The sequence below is a fragment of the Streptococcus halotolerans genome (assembly GCF_001598035.1).
GTDB lineage: Bacteria > Bacillota > Bacilli > Lactobacillales > Streptococcaceae > Streptococcus > Streptococcus halotolerans.
The window spans coordinates 344,679-362,106 of the sequence record NZ_CP014835.1 but is presented as its reverse complement, the minus strand read 5'-3'; the positions used below and the strand labels follow the sequence as shown (position 1 = coordinate 362,106).

Below are 17,428 nucleotides of genomic sequence, written 5' to 3'. Positions count from 1 at the left end.
TCAGTTACCTCGTTTATTTTTCTATAACTAGTATAGTTTATCGAATTTTACTCTTTTTTTCCACTAGAAAAATAGTTATTAAATCATTCCATCACTTTTATCAAATCATATGCCAAAATAACAAGCAACGGCTCGTTTTATGTTACAATTTAATTACTAAAACATTTTATGAAGAGATGAAGGAAGGGTTTTATGACCATCGGAATTGATAAGATTGGTTTTGCAACCAGTCAGTACGTTTTAAAGTTAGAAGAATTGGCCCAAGCCCGTGGGCAAAAAATCGAAAAATACACAACAGGTCTGATGTTGGATGCCTTAAGTATCACACCGATTACAGAAGATATTGTCACCTTGGCGGCTTCTGCTGCTCAAACTATTTTGACAGATGACGACAAGACAACTATTGACATGGTTATCGTAGCGACGGAATCCGGTATTGACCAATCCAAAGCAGCCAGCGTCTATGTTCATCAACTCCTTGGTATCCAACCCTTTGCTCGTTCTGTGGAAATGAAAGAAGCTTGCTACGCAGGAACCGCAGGGCTAAACTATGCTAAATTGCATGTGGAAAAAAATCCTGACCGCAAAGTGCTCGTTATCGCAAGTGACATCGCCAAATATGGTATCGCATCTGCTGGTGAAGCCACTCAGGGGGCAGGAGCTGTCGCCATGTTAGTAACTTCCAATCCTCGCATTGCCGCTTTCTCAGATGACAATGTCGCTCAAACCCGTGATATCTATGATTTCTGGCGTCCAAACTATTCAACAACACCCTTTGTTGATGGTATTTACTCAACCAAACAATATTTAGATAGTCTCAAAACAACTTGGGCCGAGTACCAAAAACGACATCAAGCCAACTTAGAAGATTTTGCTGCTTTTTGCTTCCACTTGCCATACCCTAAGTTAGCCTTAAAAGGACTCAAAAAAATCATGCCTAAGGACTTAGATGAATCGTTTAAAAACCACTTGACCGATCAGTTTGAGGCTTCAATTCAATATAGTCGAAAAGTCGGCAATATCTATACCGGATCGCTCTATTTAGGCTTACTGTCTCTTTTAGAAAATAGTCAAACACTCCAAGCTGGTGATAAAATTGGGCTCTTTTCATATGGCTCTGGCGCTGTTTCTGAAATTTTCTCCCTTCACTTGATAGATGGTTTTAAGGAAATGCTCCGCAGTGATCGCACAGCTGACTTGGAGAAGCGTAGCGCTCTTAGTATCAGTGCTTATGAAAAACTCTTTTATGAAGAACCTGATTTGACTGAAGAAGGAAATGCCAAGTTTGACACTTATGATACAGGGAGCTTCGCCTTAGAACAAATCCAAAATCATCAACGCATCTATGTGAGAAAAGAACATGACTAATTTAAAATGGACTGGCTTTGCTAAAAAAAGCCCACAAGAACGGATTGACCTGATTAGAGAGTTTGGCTTGCTCAAAGAAGAGAGCCAAGAGATTCTACAACAACAGAAAAAATTACCGCTAGAAACAGCGAATCAAATGGCCGAAAATGTCGTTTCTGAGCTGTCTCTACCTTTTGCCATCGCCCCTGACTTTTTGGTCAATGGTAAAACCTATCACTTACCTATGGTGACGGAAGAACCTTCTGTAGTAGCTGCTGCTAGCTTCGCCGCTAAAATGATTAAACGTTCAGGAGGTTTTACAACCACTGTCCATAATCGTCAAATGATTGGACAGGTTGCCCTCTTTGAAGTGCCTAATGTTGACGAGGCCACTGCTAGTATTTTAGAGAAAAAGGCCTTCTTGCTTAGCCTAGCGAATCAAGCCCACCCTTCCATCGTCAAACGTGGTGGCGGTACTCGAAACCTCTGGTTAGAGCCAAAAGAAGACTTTCTTATAGTTTATGTTTCAGTGGATACCCAAGAAGCTATGGGAGCTAACATGGTCAACACCATGATGGAAGCCCTGGTTCCTTCTTTAGAAGAATTGTCCCAAGGACAATCTCTAATGGCCATCCTCTCTAACTATGCTACAGAAAGTTTAGTTTCAGCTGACTGTCAAGTTAATATTTCTAGCCTTAGTCGGAATAAGGAAGAGGCGCATCACCTGGCGCAAAAACTGGTCATGGCCAGTCGACTAGCACAAGTTGACTCCTATCGTGCTAGCACTCATAATAAAGGCATTTTTAATGGCATTGACGCTTTGGTTATGGCAACAGGTAACGACTGGCGTGCGATTGAAGCTGGTGCTCATGCCTATGCTAGCCGAGATGGTCAGTACAGAGGGTTGAGCCACTGGAGTTACGATGAAGAAGCTGCCACTATCAAGGGACATATGACTTTACCAATGCCAATCGCCACTAGAGGTGGTTCTATTGGTCTCAATCCAACCGTTCAAGTCGCTCATGACTTGTTAGGCAATCCTAACGCTAAAGAACTTGCTAGCTTGATTGCATCACTTGGTTTAGCGCAAAACTTTGCAGCCCTGAAGGCTTTGACCTCAACGGGAATCCAAGCAGGGCACATGAAATTACAGGCTAAATCCTTAGCACTTCTTGCTGGTGCCAAAGACAAAGAAGTTGGACCATTAGTTCAAGAGCTCTTAAAAGAAAAACACATGAACTTGGAAACCTCTAAAGCCTTGCTCCAAAAATTGAGACAAGAAAACTGAAGCTAGCACAGCTAGCTTCAGTTTTTGATATCCTCTTTTTTGAGGTGATTCAATTTGCCGTAAAGCATATAGTCGACCTTATTTAAGTCCGATACCTTTTGACAGTTTAGAGCACACATAATCAAGCGCAAATCATCTTTCCAGCCATTAACCGTAGCAATAGCTTCTTCTATTGGTTTGGTTTCGACCAATTCTAGGACTGTTTTGGATAAGCCCACTGCTTTGGCTCCAAGAACAAGACATTTGATCATATCTAATGGATGGCGAACACCACCAGAGGCTAAAACATCAGCTTTAGCCATCATGGGCTGGGCATTTAAAAGAGCTTGTACAGTAGTTTGTCCCCATTCATTAAGAAATGAACGATCACCACCACGCTCATTCTCGATATAGGCAAAACTGGTCCCCCCTCTACCAGAGATATCAAAAGCTCTAAATCCTAAATCATAAGCTGTTTCCATGGTTTTCAAATCCAGTCCAAATCCCACTTCCTTAAGCATGACAGGGACAGGCATCTGCTTAGCATAATCGGCAAGATTTTTCTTCCAGGAACGAAAATGCCTCTCTCCTTCTGGCATAAGAAGTTCCTGCATAAGATTAACATGCACTTGAAGAAATGCAGGCGCCATCTCTTCAACAGCCCGTAGTCCAAGTTTATAGTCCTTATCAATCCCAATGTTAGTCGCTAGAGTAAGATTGGGATGATGTTTTTTTACTTGAAAGCTAGTATCCGTTGGATCTTTTAAAGCGGCAGAATAGGAACCCGTCACCATGATAATGCCAGTTGCTTCTGCTAACTGAGCTAATTTTCGATTGATTTCAGCCCCTCTCTGGCTACCACCAGTCATAGCATTGATGTAAAAAGGAAAGTCAAAATCCATACCCAAGAATTGAGTGGACAGATCAATCTCGTCCAAATCATAATCTGGCAGAGAACGGTGTATCAACTCCATATCATCAAAACTATTATAGGGCGATTGGTACTTTAAGGCATATTTTATATGATCGTCTTTACGGTTTATCTCCATGGTTTACCTCTATCCAGAATCGTTTGGTTTGAGAATAATCGTCTGGGTCGACATAGGTATTGTCATAAACCCCACCATTAGCTAAAATGGTTTTTTCAGAAGCAAGATTATCCGCATCACAAGTCACCAAAACTTTTGTGATGCCAAGTTTGTAGGCTTCCTTTAAAGCAAGTTTTAATTGTTCTTTGGCGTAACCTTTTCGCCGCTCACTGGGACAAATCGAGTAACCAATGTGACCAACAAAATGAATTAAAGAATCTTGCTTCAGATGATGCCTGATATTACAAATGCCAACCATCTTTTGGTCTGCTTGACGCACACAAAGAAAGGTTGACGATGGTGCCTGTCCCTCTTTAACGCCACTTTCTGTTTCGATGGCTTGAGTGTAGGCAATCCAAGCGCCTAAATCGACATCATTTTCCAAATGCGCACCACCATAAAGATGCTCATTTGCTTGCGCAAATTCATTTTTATAGGCAGCAATGGTTTCCAAATAGTCTATACTTGGTTTAATCAATGCTAAGTCTGTCATGCTTACCAACTTTCTTGATAGAGAATCTCAATTCCAGCTTTTTTCCAGCACTCTTTTAAGATGGCTGTGTTTTCAGGATTAAAAGACAAGGCAATGCCACAATCGCCACCACCTGCTCCTGAAGACTTGGCGATAGCATCCAAATCTTGACTAGCTTCTTTGAGTGCCAATAATTTGTCCGTGTAAATAGCTGGGCTAAGTGAAGCTAGTAGATCGCTAACTGTTTCTAAAGATTCTTTTAGAATGTCTTTATCGCCTTTTATTAAAGCTGCTTTAGCACATAAAACTTGCTTTTGTGTCTGCTCTAGAAAACTAGCTGAAATATGATTTTTGAGATCTTTAATCATCTGACTAGACAATGCTGGCTGAGCAGTCCACCCTACTAAAAAATCAGCTGTTAGCTTGGGCTTTAGAGTGACAATCTCGTATCCCCAATCCATAGCCAAAAGTTCTTTTAAGGATTTTTCTAAAAGTAAAGACGAAATGGCGTTGCGTTCAAAGGATGTATAAGCGACAAGGTCGTCGTAGGTAATACAGGCGATATCTCCCATGGAACCATTGTCTCCCATCTTGAGCAAGGTGTAGGAAGCTAGTTTGAAAAGCTGGTCCTTACTGAGGGGAACGTCAAAGAAAGTTGCTAACGCTTTAATGGTGAGCACCGTGACACTCCCGCTCGAGCCGATTCCTAACTTCTTACCATCTTTTTCCAACTTGCCTGAAATAGACAATTCAAAGGGGACTAAGTCTTCCACCTTCTTATCAAGGAAAGCAGCAAACGTACGCACGCTTTCTTGAATCAAAGCATAGCCTTTGTCAGCTGTCATATTCACAGCATAATCAAACATGTCAGACTTGAGCTGCAAGTGAGTCGCTTGACTCACCTGAGCTGTCATGTAAAGGGGGATGTTTTTAATAAGAGCTGTTTTTCCGGGAGTCAAAACGGCGTACTCTCCAGCAAGGTAGAGCTTTCCTCCGGTTTTAACACTGATGGTTTTCATCATCTTACAGCACCTTTGTTGGAGAAGTAATCACTTGATAATGTTTTTGGAAGATAGCCGCCAAGTCTTCCATATCTTTTTCTAGGCAAAGCACTTTGACATTTGGTCCTGCATCCATGGTAAAGTAACATTTCGCACCAGCTTGACGTAAGTTTCTGACCAAGTCCATAGCTTCCTGAGTTTTGTCAGTTAGATAAGAAAAGGCTGGCTGGGCCTGATGGTTCGTTTCATGCATACGGAGAGCATTAGCTTCTGTTAATTCTCCAACTTTTTCAAAGTCATTAGCTTTTAGATAGGTCAGCATATCCTTGTAATCTTGCTCGGACTGCCTGATCCACTCTGAGAAGTAACCTGACGTTTCTGAAGCACGTTTCATGCCTTCACGACTTGAAATAGATTTTCTTTGGTCGTTCAAAACTAGCATAATCATACCAAGTTTGAGGTCAGTCTCAACGCGGTAAATGTCTCCAGTCGTTTTATCCCAAGCCGCTAAAGGGCCAAAGAAAGAGCGTGAAGAAGAACCAGAGGCAAACTTAGCCATTTGAGCCAGCTCACTTTGTGACTTATTAGCGTCAAAGTAGTCATTAGCTGCTTTAACAAGAGCTGACAAACCAGAGGAACTTGATGACAGTCCTGCAGCTGTTGGCATATTATTCCAAGTCTCTATTTTGACAAACTCTGACGGGTCTTGACGAAAGAGGTCAAGGACCTTACTCATTTTATTAAGTTCATCAGCTCCTTGTTTGACATCTCCGATATAAAATTCATCTGAACTTGCCTTATCCAAAGGTGTTAATTGCGTTTCAGTGAACATATTTTCCAAAGTCAGCGAAATGCTGCTGGTGGAAGGAATCATTCTGTCAGCATCTGCTTTTCCCCAATATTTAATAATGGCAATATTGGCGTACGATTTGACCTTTACAGGTTTTCGATCCATGTGTTAACGGCTCCTTCTTTTTCTAATACTTGAGATAGCTGCTCTGCTTCTTCATTGGTATGGACGAGAGCGATGATACAACCGCCTAGACCCCCACCTGACATCTTGGCACCCAGAGCTTTCCCTTCTCTAGCAATCTGCACGAGATGGTTAGATTCTGGACTTGACACACCTAATTCATCTAGTAAATCGTGGGCATGGTTCATCGCCAAGCCCATACGTTCTAAGTTTTTGTCGGCAAGGGCTTCTTCAAAGGCATCGGCCAACTGACCGAGTCCATGTAATAATGGCAATGCTTTTTCCTCTTGGCTTTCAACTTTTTCAACTGCCTCTCTAGTATGACCATGAATGCCTGTATCAGCAATGACGAGATAGGCATCCAAATCAACTTCTAGGGTTGAAAATCCGATATTTCGAATGAATTTAATGGCCTTATCGCTTAAACAGGTCTTAGCGTCAAGACCGCTTGGATTAGTGTGAGCAATAATTTCTGCCTGATTAACCAATATCTCTAAGGTTTGAGTGTCCAAATCCCGTTCATAGTAATCAAAAACAGAGCGAATAGCGGCAATTGCTACCGCTGCTGAAGACCCCATCCCACGTCTTTGTGGAACGGATGAGATAATCTCATACTTTATTTTTGCATGTGAGATTTCCAAATACTCTAAAGCAGCAAAAATAGCCGTAACCAAAGGATCAGCAATGGTCATTTTTAGCGACTGTTTAGCTGGTGTTAATTGACAGGTCACTTCAATATTTTTGAGCGGCAAGGCAATAGCTGGAAAACCATAGACAACAGAATGTTCTCCCATCAAAATGATCTTACTATGTGACTTACCTATTCCAATAGATTTCATAACTTTATCTTTTCTTTTGACGTTTTATAACAGAACTATTTTACCGTATTTTTAAAGAAAATGCGACTTATACTTCAAAGAACCCCTTCCGGTACCCTAAATTTTTTCACAATTTAAAAATAACAACTTAAATGAATGAGTAACGTCCTTTTTTAACTATTGTCAGACTATTTCCAAATAGCCATTTTTATTGAAACACCTCAACAAGAACTTAATAACCCTTTGTTCTTCAGTCTATTTCGACTCGTCTCCAACGAAATCTCCCTAACTAACCAGCGTTCCCTTTTTGTTCTTAGCAAGACTCATTTCTACAATAAAGCCAGTCATCCCTAAGAAGCTCCAGCTTATTGCTAAATTTATCTCTCTTCACCACTTCTTATAATGTCATATGGCATTCAATTCAAAAACCAGGATCTAATCTATCATCCACTTAACTGCGGTTCTTTTCTGACAAAGTGATCACCAACTAACACATAGACTCTAGTCAGTATCATAACATGAAACAAAAACCATATAACGACGACACCATGATGATATCATGTTATATGATACATTCACCAGATTTTCGTAACATACCTCAGCAAACTATCGCTTCGTTGCTGCACTTTTCTTGAAGTATTGTTGCCTTATTCTTGTTTCATTCTATGATATTATGCCGTCCTCCTTTCTTGTGAAAGAAGCTATTGACACCGCCACTACTCCTCACTTATAGAGACTTAGAAAGCAACAGCCAGCTGACCTATTATTTGAGATATTTCTACATGGAAACGAAGAACTAGAGGTGACTCTGCGTCACCATGAGCTTACTAGAAACAGCTAAGCAGCATGGCTTGAAAGCTGGGAAATAGATAACCTACCTTCTAGAAAGTCTTTCCAAGGCGAAAACTCTTGCAAAGAGGAAAATGCTGAAAGTTTATTTACCCTTGTCTAAAAACATATAAGACAGTTGCTAATAGAATAACTCCTAGAGTTAATAGGAACTGACTTTCCAATTTTTCAACATCGTTCGTCATAAATGCCTACATATCTTCTATAAAAAAATAAAATCAATCATCGTAGTTCCTATCTTTAAGTTTACTACTTTGATTGATTTTGTGATGGTGTTTTTCGATGTCTACAAACAATACTTACTTCATACCTTGGGCGCGACTATTTTAAGGATATTTTTACAGATAAAGTTTTTTATGACAATCCTTTAAAAAACCTATCCTATGCCTTCTATTGTTTTGAACTCCTCTGAGAAAGTGAATGATCGTATTCCTGCATCTGAATTTCGCGTTTCAGTTGCCCCCAAACATTCTTATGCTCGCGATAGCCAATAATGCCAGCTACTTTAACTAAAGTCAATATAGGGTGTAACACGAGATATCGAAAAATAGCTATATAAATAACTTTGACGATATCCATAATCCCAATCATTAGTTTTTGAGAATAAATACGATGCAAAAAAGCCGTTAAAGTAATTAAAATACAATAAAAAATATACAGCGAAATGAGAGAAAAGAAAAAGGGAACATTGAGTTGGTGGAATATTAGGGCTAATAAAACGACTCCAATTCCAAAAAGTTCAAAAAAAGGAGATAATAATTCAAATAAAATATAATACATGTACGAAATAGACCCAACTGCCCCAAAACGATAATTGACAAAAATACTTTTATATTTTTTCAAACATTGATAAAGACCTAAAAACCAACGCCGTCTCTGCTTTCTTAAATCTCCTAAACTAGTTGGCGCCTGACTCCAGCAAATCGCATCTGTCTCATAACAAATACGATATGGAATCTGATTATTGCGACAGAAAAAATGTAGTTTCATGACCAACTCCATATCTTCTCCAAGAGTCTGTGTATCGTATCCACCGACAGCTTTCACCACATCCTTTTTGAAAAGACCAAAAGCACCCGAAATAATCAAATTAGCTTTCAAATAATCTAGGAAAATACGAGCTCCTAAAAATGAAGAATCATATTCAATCGCTTGAACACAAGGAATCACATGCCAAGGAAGATGGTAAGAGACCACTTGTCCCTTTTCAATTTTAACCCCTTGAGCAACTTGGACTAAGCCACCTACTGCCACTACTGTTGGATCTTGACGGACTATTTTCACAATTTGGGTTAAAGAATCTGCCTGCAACATTGAATCTGCATCCAAGCACACAAAATAGTCATAACAAGAAGCATTGATTCCCATATTTAAAGCATCTCCCTTACCTCCATTTTCTTTACTAATCAAGGTAAGCTGTATGCCATTGGCTTCTCCTTTATAGACCGCTTTACAGGGCTTAGTCAGGATGTGTTGATTGATATCTTTTGGATGAAGAGAGAGTTGGAAGTGATCTTTTAACAACTCTGACGTTTGATCAATAGAACCATCATCAACCACGATAATTTCATAGTTGTCATCATCAAGATGAAGTAAAGAATCAATCGAACTGATAATAGTCATTGCCTCATTATAGGCTGGAACTATAATAGAAACCGCAATATCGCTCGAACAATGCGCTAAATTGGCTTTACTTTTTCGCTTTTCATAAAGATGGACCCCTCCAATAACGATAGAAACTATTAAAAAACTGGCATAAGCAATCAACAGCACTAAAAAAATGAGCTGTGATATCTGCAAAAAAGTAAAGAATAGTTTCATGCTTCTTTCTCCTCCATCTTAGCGTTTACCGTCTTTTTGTCCAGTGATCAAAGAAATGAGGTCTTTGAAACTGAATAAAACGCTGCTTCAGAATATAACTAAGATTAAAAATAATTAACGCTACACAAATGATAATATAAAAATATAAAACGCGATGTACCATATTACTACTCTCCTTTTTTATTCCACTCTCTTTTAATAATAGAATATGACGCTTTTAGAAAAGCTTTAACTTTGGGTCTTTCCCAATTGGCTAACGGATAGTCAGCCATACTAATAGTCTCTTGTGACTGTGCTAATCCGCATCCCAGAGCAATCGTTTTACTTTCCATTTGTTTGACACCATAATGCTGAAAATAATTATCGTGAATGCGTTTTGTAGCCGGATTAGAAAAATTCAACAGTTGCCATGGAATCCGCATTTCAGTCCACTTTTCCCCAAAGACAATATCTGTTTGAGAATCAAGCATCTTAACTCCATGGTGATCCGTTCCCTTTCTTAGGAGTCCCGTTGGGAAAGTTGGTAGGTACCTCTCAGCTGCTCCTGCTTTTTCGATATCTTCAAGAATAGTTGTATTACGTAAAACCATCGTAACCAAATCAAACTGCTTCGAATCTTTCTCAGGCGGATAGGTGTAAAAATCTTTACCATTCATTTGTTTTAAATAGTTTGCTTTAGTAGCATTATAAGTTTCTTGAACTAACAATCGCGATTGACCTTTAGGATTGAGCAACAGTAAAAAGTCGCTCTTTTTTTCAAAGCTTGCCGAAATACCAGTTGCCTTTTGACTACCTGAGTTTGGCGTTACATCTATCGGAATCACAAGTTCCTGATTACTATCACTAAAGCTACCTTCTAATCCTAAATAAAGATAGGTTTGATCGCTATCAACAAACAAGCGGTGGCCTTTCTTTTGGTTTCCGAGAGGTTTTTGCCATTCTTTCTTCCCCTTTTTGCCATCAATACGGTGCGTTTTCAGTGCATTTTCAAAGCCCATAAGACCATATCCCTGATTATAAACTTGCACATCTCCCCAAAGAAAATTGCTATGTTTATCTGTCGCAAAGGAAGTATTCCAACTTCTAGCATTCCAATCATCTTGCCACGCATTAATAGTAGCTCCCACTGTGCCAGAATCAATAAAGGACTTATAATCAGCCACAATGCGTTTGCCTTGTACTTCTTCAGTCATTGGCAGTTCCGTTTGATCAATTCGATCTTTATCGACTCCTCTAGATGTAGAATAACCAAAACCTGTAACAAGGACAGGCTTTTTATGAAAGGCAGTCAATAATCTGACATATCCTTGAGCCAAGGATAAGGCTTTAACCTGTCTAACAATGTCATTATCGACGCCCGTTCGATGAAAAAGAAGATAATCTTTATAATCTGGATGAAAATCAAAAGCTTTATAAGAAGCGAATATACCAGCCTTAACCTGAGCACTCGGTTTAATATGTTCGATATTGAGAGACACATATTTAGGGGCCTGAGCTGCAAAACGTTTATGGTATAAAAAAGGATCTGTCATAGGAGAGTTTGAAAAACTGATAAGGTGTTGCCAACCATATTTTTTACTCTCATAATGAATCACTTCTTCCATCACTTCGGCTAACACCGTTTCAAATGAATTGGCATCGGACGATGTTGAAAAATAATTCCCCTTAAAGCGCTGGGGCTTTTGCTGGTGATTAGTATAAGCTACCGTTCCACTGTTCCAATCATCGCCAACAATATAACCAAGCAGCCACTTGCTTAAATCGTGATGGTAATGGCTGCTACCAAAATCCGTATTCCAAACCTGTTTACGACCATGAATGATGTCCACAACTCCCTTAGCTTCACGTAATAAATAACCTCGGTAAGGATTGTCAAAAGCGGTCATAGCAGCATTATTTCGATAGGAATCAATCCGGAAACCCTGCAATAAATAAAGGGGAATATCTTCTTCTCGGTTATGATGGTAAAGAGCATCGTAAAAGGCAACATTCATCGGCATCTTCACTCGAATGGTATTGGCTCCCATAGCAGTAATCTTCCGAAACCATTTCCGATAGGTGGCCTCGTCAATTGGAAACTCATTTTGATGATAACCTGCAAGAGAAGACTCCAAGTCAACACCTTTGACTTGAAAAGGCTGACCAGATTGTGTCTGGCAAATATGCTTGCCTTTGACTTGAAAATTAGTTTTGATGGATTTTTCAAAAAGTCCGTTTGGCAGATAAAGGCTCCCATCAAAATAATAAAAATAATAGCTAAAACTCAGCACGATAGTCAATAAACCAACAATACTTAAATATCTTTTCATAATGAGTTACTCCAAAGTAGTATTGACATTCTTAGAAGGGGCACTGTATTGGTACAAGGTCTCAATATGCTTATCTAGCCATCTTCCTCTTCGCCTAATAAATGTTTTTAACTGATCAACTGATTGCTCATAACTCGTCACATTACGATCCAAAGGCAGTAAATAATTTCTTGAATCGGGATGTTCGAGTTGATAAACATAGCCCCACTTATCATTATTTCGATCAATAGCTGAATCTAAAAAAGAAACCGTTTCATCTATGTAAGCGTTTAAATGATCCGTTGCCAAGACGCCTTGCCTCAATTCATGATACCTTTGAATAACCAAATCAACAAATTCTCGGTCCTTGACCAACATTGAAAACCAAGGGACATCTGTCAATGTAAAATCAGCTTCATCAACTTTGCTTTCAATTTGATTGTCAAAAGCATTGTTAAAGTCCCAGACTGCCAATTTAACTTTTCCACGTAAGTCTTTATATAGGTAGGTTGAAAACTTCCCAGCATCTACATTTCGAAAAAATTCATTAATGATAAAATAGTCTGCAAATGATTTCCGATCTATGTATTTAGGATACTGACTAAAATCATAGGAGTAGAGTATTTTTTCAATATGGCTAATATCTTTATTAATAAAGTCTAACTGTCCTGGTGTCAATCGGTTTTTGCCTGGATATTTAACATCTAACGCTGAAACCCCAGCTTGATGGCTATAATGGAGATAATTATCAAGTTTTTGTTTGGCCTTATGTTCTCTATCCCAAGCTACAATATAAGCGGTTTTATGAGACCTTTTATCACTCTTTTCAATATCAACACGTTTTTTTCCCTGCTCAATACTTTCAACAGCAAGATAAAGTCCTTGATAAGTATTATTAAGAATTAATTCACAATAACGAACATTGGGGGCATAGTCCATGATTTCACCAGCAATATTATAGCTAAGATAATTCCGAATGAGACTCCTATCTAGGAAAGGACCATGCAAAACCCATTCAGATTCTTTAGACATGCCGGCAATCTTATATTCTTTTTTATCTAATTTTTTTGTCACAAACTTGATTTTCAAAGACTTTTTATCGAAATAACGTGAAGAGTTTCCTCGATAGGTAACTAATGCTTTTGCTGTTACTCTAGGCTTTTCGTTGATATCATGAGACCGATCAAGCTGGTCACGAAGTTCCACTTTTGCTAAGACATTATCTTTTTCCTTAAAGTATTCTCCTTCTTCTTTCATGACAAGAGGAATGGTCTGATGGTTTGTATCAATGCTGATGATAGGCAGATGACTCTTGAGTCCCTTTCCCCCTTTATTGGTAGGATAGGAAGGCAATTGGTGATGATGAACCCTCTTATGATGACGTTTAGGTAGCCCAACCGCCAAAATGATAAATAAGAAAAGCCCCATAAGTGTCATTACATAAATTACTTTTCCTCTCATAAGTCTACCCATTAATTTCATCACTTTGACTAACAATATTGAAATAATCAATATTCCCTAATTGGTAAACTTTTGCTGTTAGTTGGTTATCTTCTTGGTAGTATTTATCATAATCCTTTTTTGATATCTCAAAAATCATTTCGATGGAATCAGCCGTCGAATTTTTGACTCGTTGGATGGCTCTGCCGGCAAAATATCTGAAAAATATACCTTCTACATCGACTTCAAGTAATCGATCACAACGTACAATTAATAACAGTCGATTTTCATTTCTAACCCTGCCCATAATCCATAACAGGATAAAAATAACACCACTCCCTAAAGAAGCAACGACATAATCTCCAACACCACAACAGATACCAACTACTATTGTCCAAAAGATATAAGTCGTATCTCTTGAATCCTTAATAGCCGTTCTAAAACGGACAACAGACAAGGCACCGACCATCCCCAAAGATAGGGCTACATTATTACCAATAACTGTCATTACTGTTGCTGTTAAAACTGTTAACGTCATTAAAGAAACATTGAATTTTTTACTATAAGAAGTCCCACTATGCGTATAGGCATATGAAATATAGATGGCTCCACTCAATAAAGCCGCTACAAGAATATGCAATAACATATCTTGGAAGGTCAAATTGCCATTTTGCTCCAAAATCTCTCTCAATAACTGTTTCATTTTAATCCTCTCTCTTAAACACTAACTACTAATTTTAAAATCTGTAATGCTTGCTGATAGCTCTACCCATGCAGTATTTACTTGCTGACAACTCACTCCCATCTATAGAAGTCAACAATTCTTTAATATAAGATAAAAGAAATCCATTGTACTTGACTTCTAAAATCACCAAATAAGGATTTAACAGATAATTTTGATTCAAGTTTTCTGAAAAAATATCGTAACAGGACTCAGTTCCAATGATATGGTGATCGAAGGTAATCCGAATATTATTTTCTTTGGCCACAAAAGCTTTTCGCTGGTATTCAATGACAGTTTTAGGCCTATAAAGCTTCATACTCATCAGAGCGTAGCATTCTGCCGCAAAATCATCTGGGTAAGATAACAACACTGAATGATTTCCCCTAATCAATTCTTGTGCGTCCTCTCTAGACAGACGTAACGACCGCTTCTTTTGATTGGCTCCTTGCTTTTGCTTCATTTCTAATTTTGCAAATTGACTATGGCTGCCGTAATTACGAAAGCGAATCTTGCGTCGTAAATCGACACCATCATCTTTTTCATGCCAATCCACATCCTCTAACGAATCAAAATACAAGGATCGAATACAATAACCATCACCAGAACTATGCGAGTCCAAAGTCATCAATTGTGAAAACTGTTCAGACAAACGATAATAATCTTCGATAGTAATCAAATACTTCTTTTCCTGTCTCAAAACTTCATTCATTTCCAACCTCTAATCACAAGTTAATCATTAGTTTAACATTAGTCTCTCATTGATTATGGTGATTGTAACAGAAACCATCTGACGTGTCAATATTTAATTGTAATAATCAGTTCTCAAAATTCAAAATTATTTTCGATAACGTTAAAACTGATAACATCAAGCTATGATAAGCATATTTGTCTTGATAAAATAGGAAAAATGATAAACTAAAACAATATTCTGATTTTCTAACAAATGATAAAACAATGACTGATAGTATAAGATAATTGTAAATATATCTTAACAAACTATCTACTTGATGCATCAATTTTCTTCTAAGCTGTTACCTAAAAACGATTAACCCTTAGAAAGGTTAATCGTCTCATGAACATTTGATAAAAATATGCTAATTTTTCCTATAAACGCAGAGAGTTTGATGTTTCTTTCGATTTCATCCATCCCCTATAAACAGACTATTACTATTCTAGTCAGGTATTACTCTATCCCCCTTAGTCTAAATAGTTTAGGGATTCTTGGGAAAACAAGAACCAGGCAAGGCATAGACTCACTCACTGTTCTGATCAAAAAACTTACAGCAAATCATCAGCGGCTTATGTCTCGTTTTCTTTCTAAAAGGTTGAGATTGTACAACCTCTAACAAAGAATAGGTTGTAACGTGACTATGCCCTTCGTTTGATTTGCTACTGACAGTATACGGTAGTGTGAAAATCATGGGAGATAGCTCGTGATAGGAGAATGACAAATGATTTGTGATGGATTATTTCTAAAATACAAAAAGTTCCGAAGTATCAGATTTTACTTCGGAACTTTTTATATATCATTATTGGGAATCTTGCTTACTATTGCCATTGACGAGACAGTTTATAAACTGATGAAATAATTAAACAAGTTTTGACTTTTAGGATTGATGTCCAAAAGGTATTCTGGATGCCATTGGACTCCAAGAAAGCTGCGTTTATCTTTTGACTGGACAGCCTCTATGGTTTCATCCTTGCTATCACGCGCTAGAACTTCCAAACCTTGTGCCAAATCTTTGATACTTTGATGGTGTAGAGAATTGACTGCACCTTTGTTTCCAAAAATATCGTGAAGTGCATTTCCTTTTTCAACGGAAATACCATGGACAAGAACTTCAGGATTCTCGTATTGATGCCCCTTAATATCGAGATTCAAGCTACCACCTTGTACCGTGTTATAAAGTTGAATCCCACGACAAACCCCCATGATTGGCTTTTTCTGACGAATGGTTTCTTGGACAAGAGCAACTTCAAAATCATCTCGCTCTGGAAAATAAAGGCCAGTATCAATGTCATTTTCATGATGATAAAGAGAAGGTTGAACATCTTGACCGCCTGATAAAATCAAACGATCAATCATTGAAACATAAGATTCAGCCATGTCTGGACTACAAACAGGTATGTGGATTGGTACCCCACCAGCTTTAATGACTGCACGCGCAAAGTGTCGAGACACTGAGCTGTGAACCATCAAGCCGTCAGGTGATACCTTTGTTTCAGTGCTTGTAATCCCTATGATTGGTTTCCCCATGACATGCTACCTCTCTTTTTTTGATGTTACTATCTTAACACGTTAGTCTTATCTTGACCAATCTATATTTTTGATGGATGGGTATAAGAAAAACTTATAGCCATCCTAAAAGTCACTATCAGATTGTTAAAAATACCAAGCAACCTTCTGTTATAATAGTCCTAATACATGTTTCTGGAGGTCCCATGAATTTTCAACAATGTCGTTACGTTGTCACAATTGCAGAAGCTGGCTCTTTTAGTGAGGCTGCTAAAAGATTATTTGTTAGTCAACCTAACCTTTCGGCATCAATCCATCAATTAGAAGATGAACTTGGGGTTCAGCTCTTTATCCGTTCCAATACGGGGGCGCGATTGACTGAAGATGGGTTTGACTTTATTAAATATGCCAAGCGGATTATTGGCGAATTGGACTTGCTCCAAAATCGCTATCAAGAAGACTTTAAGAAAAGCTTTGTGGTTGCTAGTCACCACTATGACTTTCTATCCCAACCTTTGGCAACTATTTCAGAGCAGTTTTCTGCTTCTTATCAAGAATTTCAACTCGTTGAAACCACTACAAAAGCTATTATTGATAGTGTTGCTTCGTTTCAAAGTGACTTGGGGATTATTTACCTCGATGATAGTAACAAAGTCACATTAGAAAGGAGTCTCAAGCAAAAAGACCTCTCTTTCATTCCACTGGGAGACTTTCAAACAAAAATTTTTTTGAGCAAAAATCATCCCTTAGCTAAGAAAGAGGAACTGACCATATCTGACTTGCAAGGGTATGCTCAAATTCGCTTTAGTCAAGATGATTCTGGTATGACCTTTGATGAAGATCCCTTGGCAATTGAAGATGGTCAAAAAGTGATCTATGCCAATGATCGCGGCAGTTTGATGAATATTCTTTTAGCTACGCAAGCCTACGCTTCTGGTTTGGGAATTGTGACAGGCTTTGTAAAGGACCATATCACACTAATTCCTTTATCCGATAGCTCTCTTCATACATTAGGTTATGTTATTTCTAACAAAAAAAAGACTTCTGACATTGTAGAAGCCTTTATTGGTTATATTAAAGAAGAGTTGACCTTAGCATGATAAG

At 38.3% G+C, this 17,428-nt stretch carries 14 protein-coding genes; 3 read left to right on the top strand and 11 right to left on the bottom strand.

All coding sequences use genetic code 11. The features are described 5' to 3' along the window. Nucleotides 1-192 precede the first annotated feature (192 nt). Both A2G56_RS01605 and A2G56_RS01600 read left to right on the top strand, forming a co-directional pair. Entirely contained in the window at nucleotides 193-1,368 is a 1,176-nt protein-coding gene (locus A2G56_RS01605) for a hydroxymethylglutaryl-CoA synthase (protein WP_062708084.1), read from the top strand. Next, complete coding sequence (locus tag A2G56_RS01600) at nucleotides 1,361-2,635, top strand: hydroxymethylglutaryl-CoA reductase, degradative (protein WP_062708081.1); 1,275 nt, start codon at nucleotides 1,361-1,363, stop codon at nucleotides 2,633-2,635. Before A2G56_RS01605 ends, A2G56_RS01600 begins: the two co-directional genes overlap by 8 nt. A 17-nt stretch (nucleotides 2,636-2,652) precedes the next feature. Here A2G56_RS01600 and fni read toward each other — a convergent pair whose 3' ends face one another. From fni to A2G56_RS01545, 11 genes are all read right to left on the bottom strand, one after another. Next, a complete protein-coding gene (fni, locus tag A2G56_RS01595; RefSeq protein WP_062708078.1) occupies nucleotides 2,653-3,663 on the bottom strand; it encodes a type 2 isopentenyl-diphosphate Delta-isomerase in 1,011 nt (336 codons plus the stop codon). Then, nucleotides 3,647-4,195 (bottom strand): GNAT family N-acetyltransferase, encoded by a 549-nt coding sequence (locus tag A2G56_RS01590; protein ID WP_062708077.1) that lies wholly within the window; start codon nucleotides 4,193-4,195, stop codon nucleotides 3,647-3,649. The genes fni and A2G56_RS01590 overlap by 17 nt, the downstream gene beginning before the upstream one ends. A 2-nt stretch (nucleotides 4,196-4,197) precedes the next feature. Next, nucleotides 4,198-5,193 (bottom strand): phosphomevalonate kinase, encoded by a 996-nt coding sequence (locus A2G56_RS01585; RefSeq protein WP_082785145.1) that lies wholly within the window; start codon nucleotides 5,191-5,193, stop codon nucleotides 4,198-4,200. Nucleotides 5,194-5,197: 4 nt separating this feature from the next. Next, entirely contained in the window at nucleotides 5,198-6,130 is a 933-nt protein-coding gene (mvaD, locus tag A2G56_RS01580; protein WP_062708072.1) for a diphosphomevalonate decarboxylase, read from the bottom strand. Then, complete coding sequence (gene mvk / locus A2G56_RS01575; protein WP_062708070.1) at nucleotides 6,112-6,987, bottom strand: mevalonate kinase; 876 nt, start codon at nucleotides 6,985-6,987, stop codon at nucleotides 6,112-6,114. The genes mvaD and mvk overlap by 19 nt, the downstream gene beginning before the upstream one ends. A 1,218-nt stretch (nucleotides 6,988-8,205) precedes the next feature. Further along, a complete protein-coding gene (locus A2G56_RS01570) occupies nucleotides 8,206-9,636 on the bottom strand; it encodes a glycosyltransferase family 2 protein (RefSeq protein ID WP_062708068.1) in 1,431 nt (476 codons plus the stop codon). Between the two features lie 167 nt (nucleotides 9,637-9,803). After that, a complete protein-coding gene (locus A2G56_RS01565; RefSeq protein ID WP_062708066.1) occupies nucleotides 9,804-11,945 on the bottom strand; it encodes a hypothetical protein in 2,142 nt (713 codons plus the stop codon). 6 nt (nucleotides 11,946-11,951) lie between these two features. Next, nucleotides 11,952-13,397: a CotH kinase family protein gene (locus tag A2G56_RS01560; RefSeq protein WP_062708064.1), complete on the bottom strand. Its 1,446-nt coding sequence runs from the start codon at nucleotides 13,395-13,397 to the stop codon at nucleotides 11,952-11,954. After that, a complete protein-coding gene (locus tag A2G56_RS01555; protein ID WP_062708061.1) occupies nucleotides 13,390-14,067 on the bottom strand; it encodes a DUF4956 domain-containing protein in 678 nt (225 codons plus the stop codon). The genes A2G56_RS01560 and A2G56_RS01555 overlap by 8 nt, the downstream gene beginning before the upstream one ends. Nucleotides 14,068-14,101: 34 nt before the next feature. Then, on the bottom strand, nucleotides 14,102-14,797 hold the full coding sequence (locus A2G56_RS01550; protein WP_062708058.1) for a polyphosphate polymerase domain-containing protein: 696 nt from the start codon (nucleotides 14,795-14,797) through the stop codon (nucleotides 14,102-14,104). An 861-nt stretch (nucleotides 14,798-15,658) separates the two neighbouring features. Next, complete coding sequence (locus A2G56_RS01545; RefSeq protein WP_062708056.1) at nucleotides 15,659-16,345, bottom strand: gamma-glutamyl-gamma-aminobutyrate hydrolase family protein; 687 nt, start codon at nucleotides 16,343-16,345, stop codon at nucleotides 15,659-15,661. A gap of 185 nt (nucleotides 16,346-16,530) precedes the next feature. Here A2G56_RS01545 and A2G56_RS01540 point away from each other — a divergent pair, with 185 nt between their 5' ends. After that, nucleotides 16,531-17,424 carry a LysR family transcriptional regulator gene (locus A2G56_RS01540; protein ID WP_062708053.1) on the top strand — a complete coding sequence of 298 codons (894 nt, stop codon included), beginning with the start codon at nucleotides 16,531-16,533 and terminating at the stop codon, nucleotides 17,422-17,424. Nucleotides 17,425-17,428 lie beyond the last annotated feature (4 nt).

Bases quoted from the DNA above. Each gene is read 5' to 3' on its own strand.
- A2G56_RS01585 (WP_082785145.1), bottom strand. From the start codon at position 5,193: ATGAAAACCATCAGTGTTAAAACCGGAGGAAAGCTCTACCTTGCTGGA.
- A2G56_RS01570 (WP_062708068.1), bottom strand. From the start codon at position 9,636: ATGAAACTATTCTTTACTTTTTTGCAGATATCACAGCTCATTTTTTTA.
- A2G56_RS01540 (WP_062708053.1), top strand. From the start codon at position 16,531: ATGAATTTTCAACAATGTCGTTACGTTGTCACAATTGCAGAAGCTGGC.
- A2G56_RS01550 (WP_062708058.1), bottom strand. From the start codon at position 14,797: ATGAATGAAGTTTTGAGACAGGAAAAGAAGTATTTGATTACTATCGAA.
- mvaD (WP_062708072.1), bottom strand. From the start codon at position 6,130: ATGGATCGAAAACCTGTAAAGGTCAAATCGTACGCCAATATTGCCATT.
- fni (WP_062708078.1), bottom strand. From the start codon at position 3,663: ATGGAGATAAACCGTAAAGACGATCATATAAAATATGCCTTAAAGTAC.
- A2G56_RS01555 (WP_062708061.1), bottom strand. From the start codon at position 14,067: ATGAAACAGTTATTGAGAGAGATTTTGGAGCAAAATGGCAATTTGACC.
- A2G56_RS01600 (WP_062708081.1), top strand. From the start codon at position 1,361: ATGACTAATTTAAAATGGACTGGCTTTGCTAAAAAAAGCCCACAAGAA.
- A2G56_RS01605 (WP_062708084.1), top strand. From the start codon at position 193: ATGACCATCGGAATTGATAAGATTGGTTTTGCAACCAGTCAGTACGTT.
- A2G56_RS01565 (WP_062708066.1), bottom strand. From the start codon at position 11,945: ATGAAAAGATATTTAAGTATTGTTGGTTTATTGACTATCGTGCTGAGT.
- mvk (WP_062708070.1), bottom strand. From the start codon at position 6,987: ATGAAATCTATTGGAATAGGTAAGTCACATAGTAAGATCATTTTGATG.
- A2G56_RS01560 (WP_062708064.1), bottom strand. From the start codon at position 13,397: ATGGGTAGACTTATGAGAGGAAAAGTAATTTATGTAATGACACTTATG.
- A2G56_RS01545 (WP_062708056.1), bottom strand. From the start codon at position 16,345: ATGGGGAAACCAATCATAGGGATTACAAGCACTGAAACAAAGGTATCA.
- A2G56_RS01590 (WP_062708077.1), bottom strand. From the start codon at position 4,195: ATGACAGACTTAGCATTGATTAAACCAAGTATAGACTATTTGGAAACC.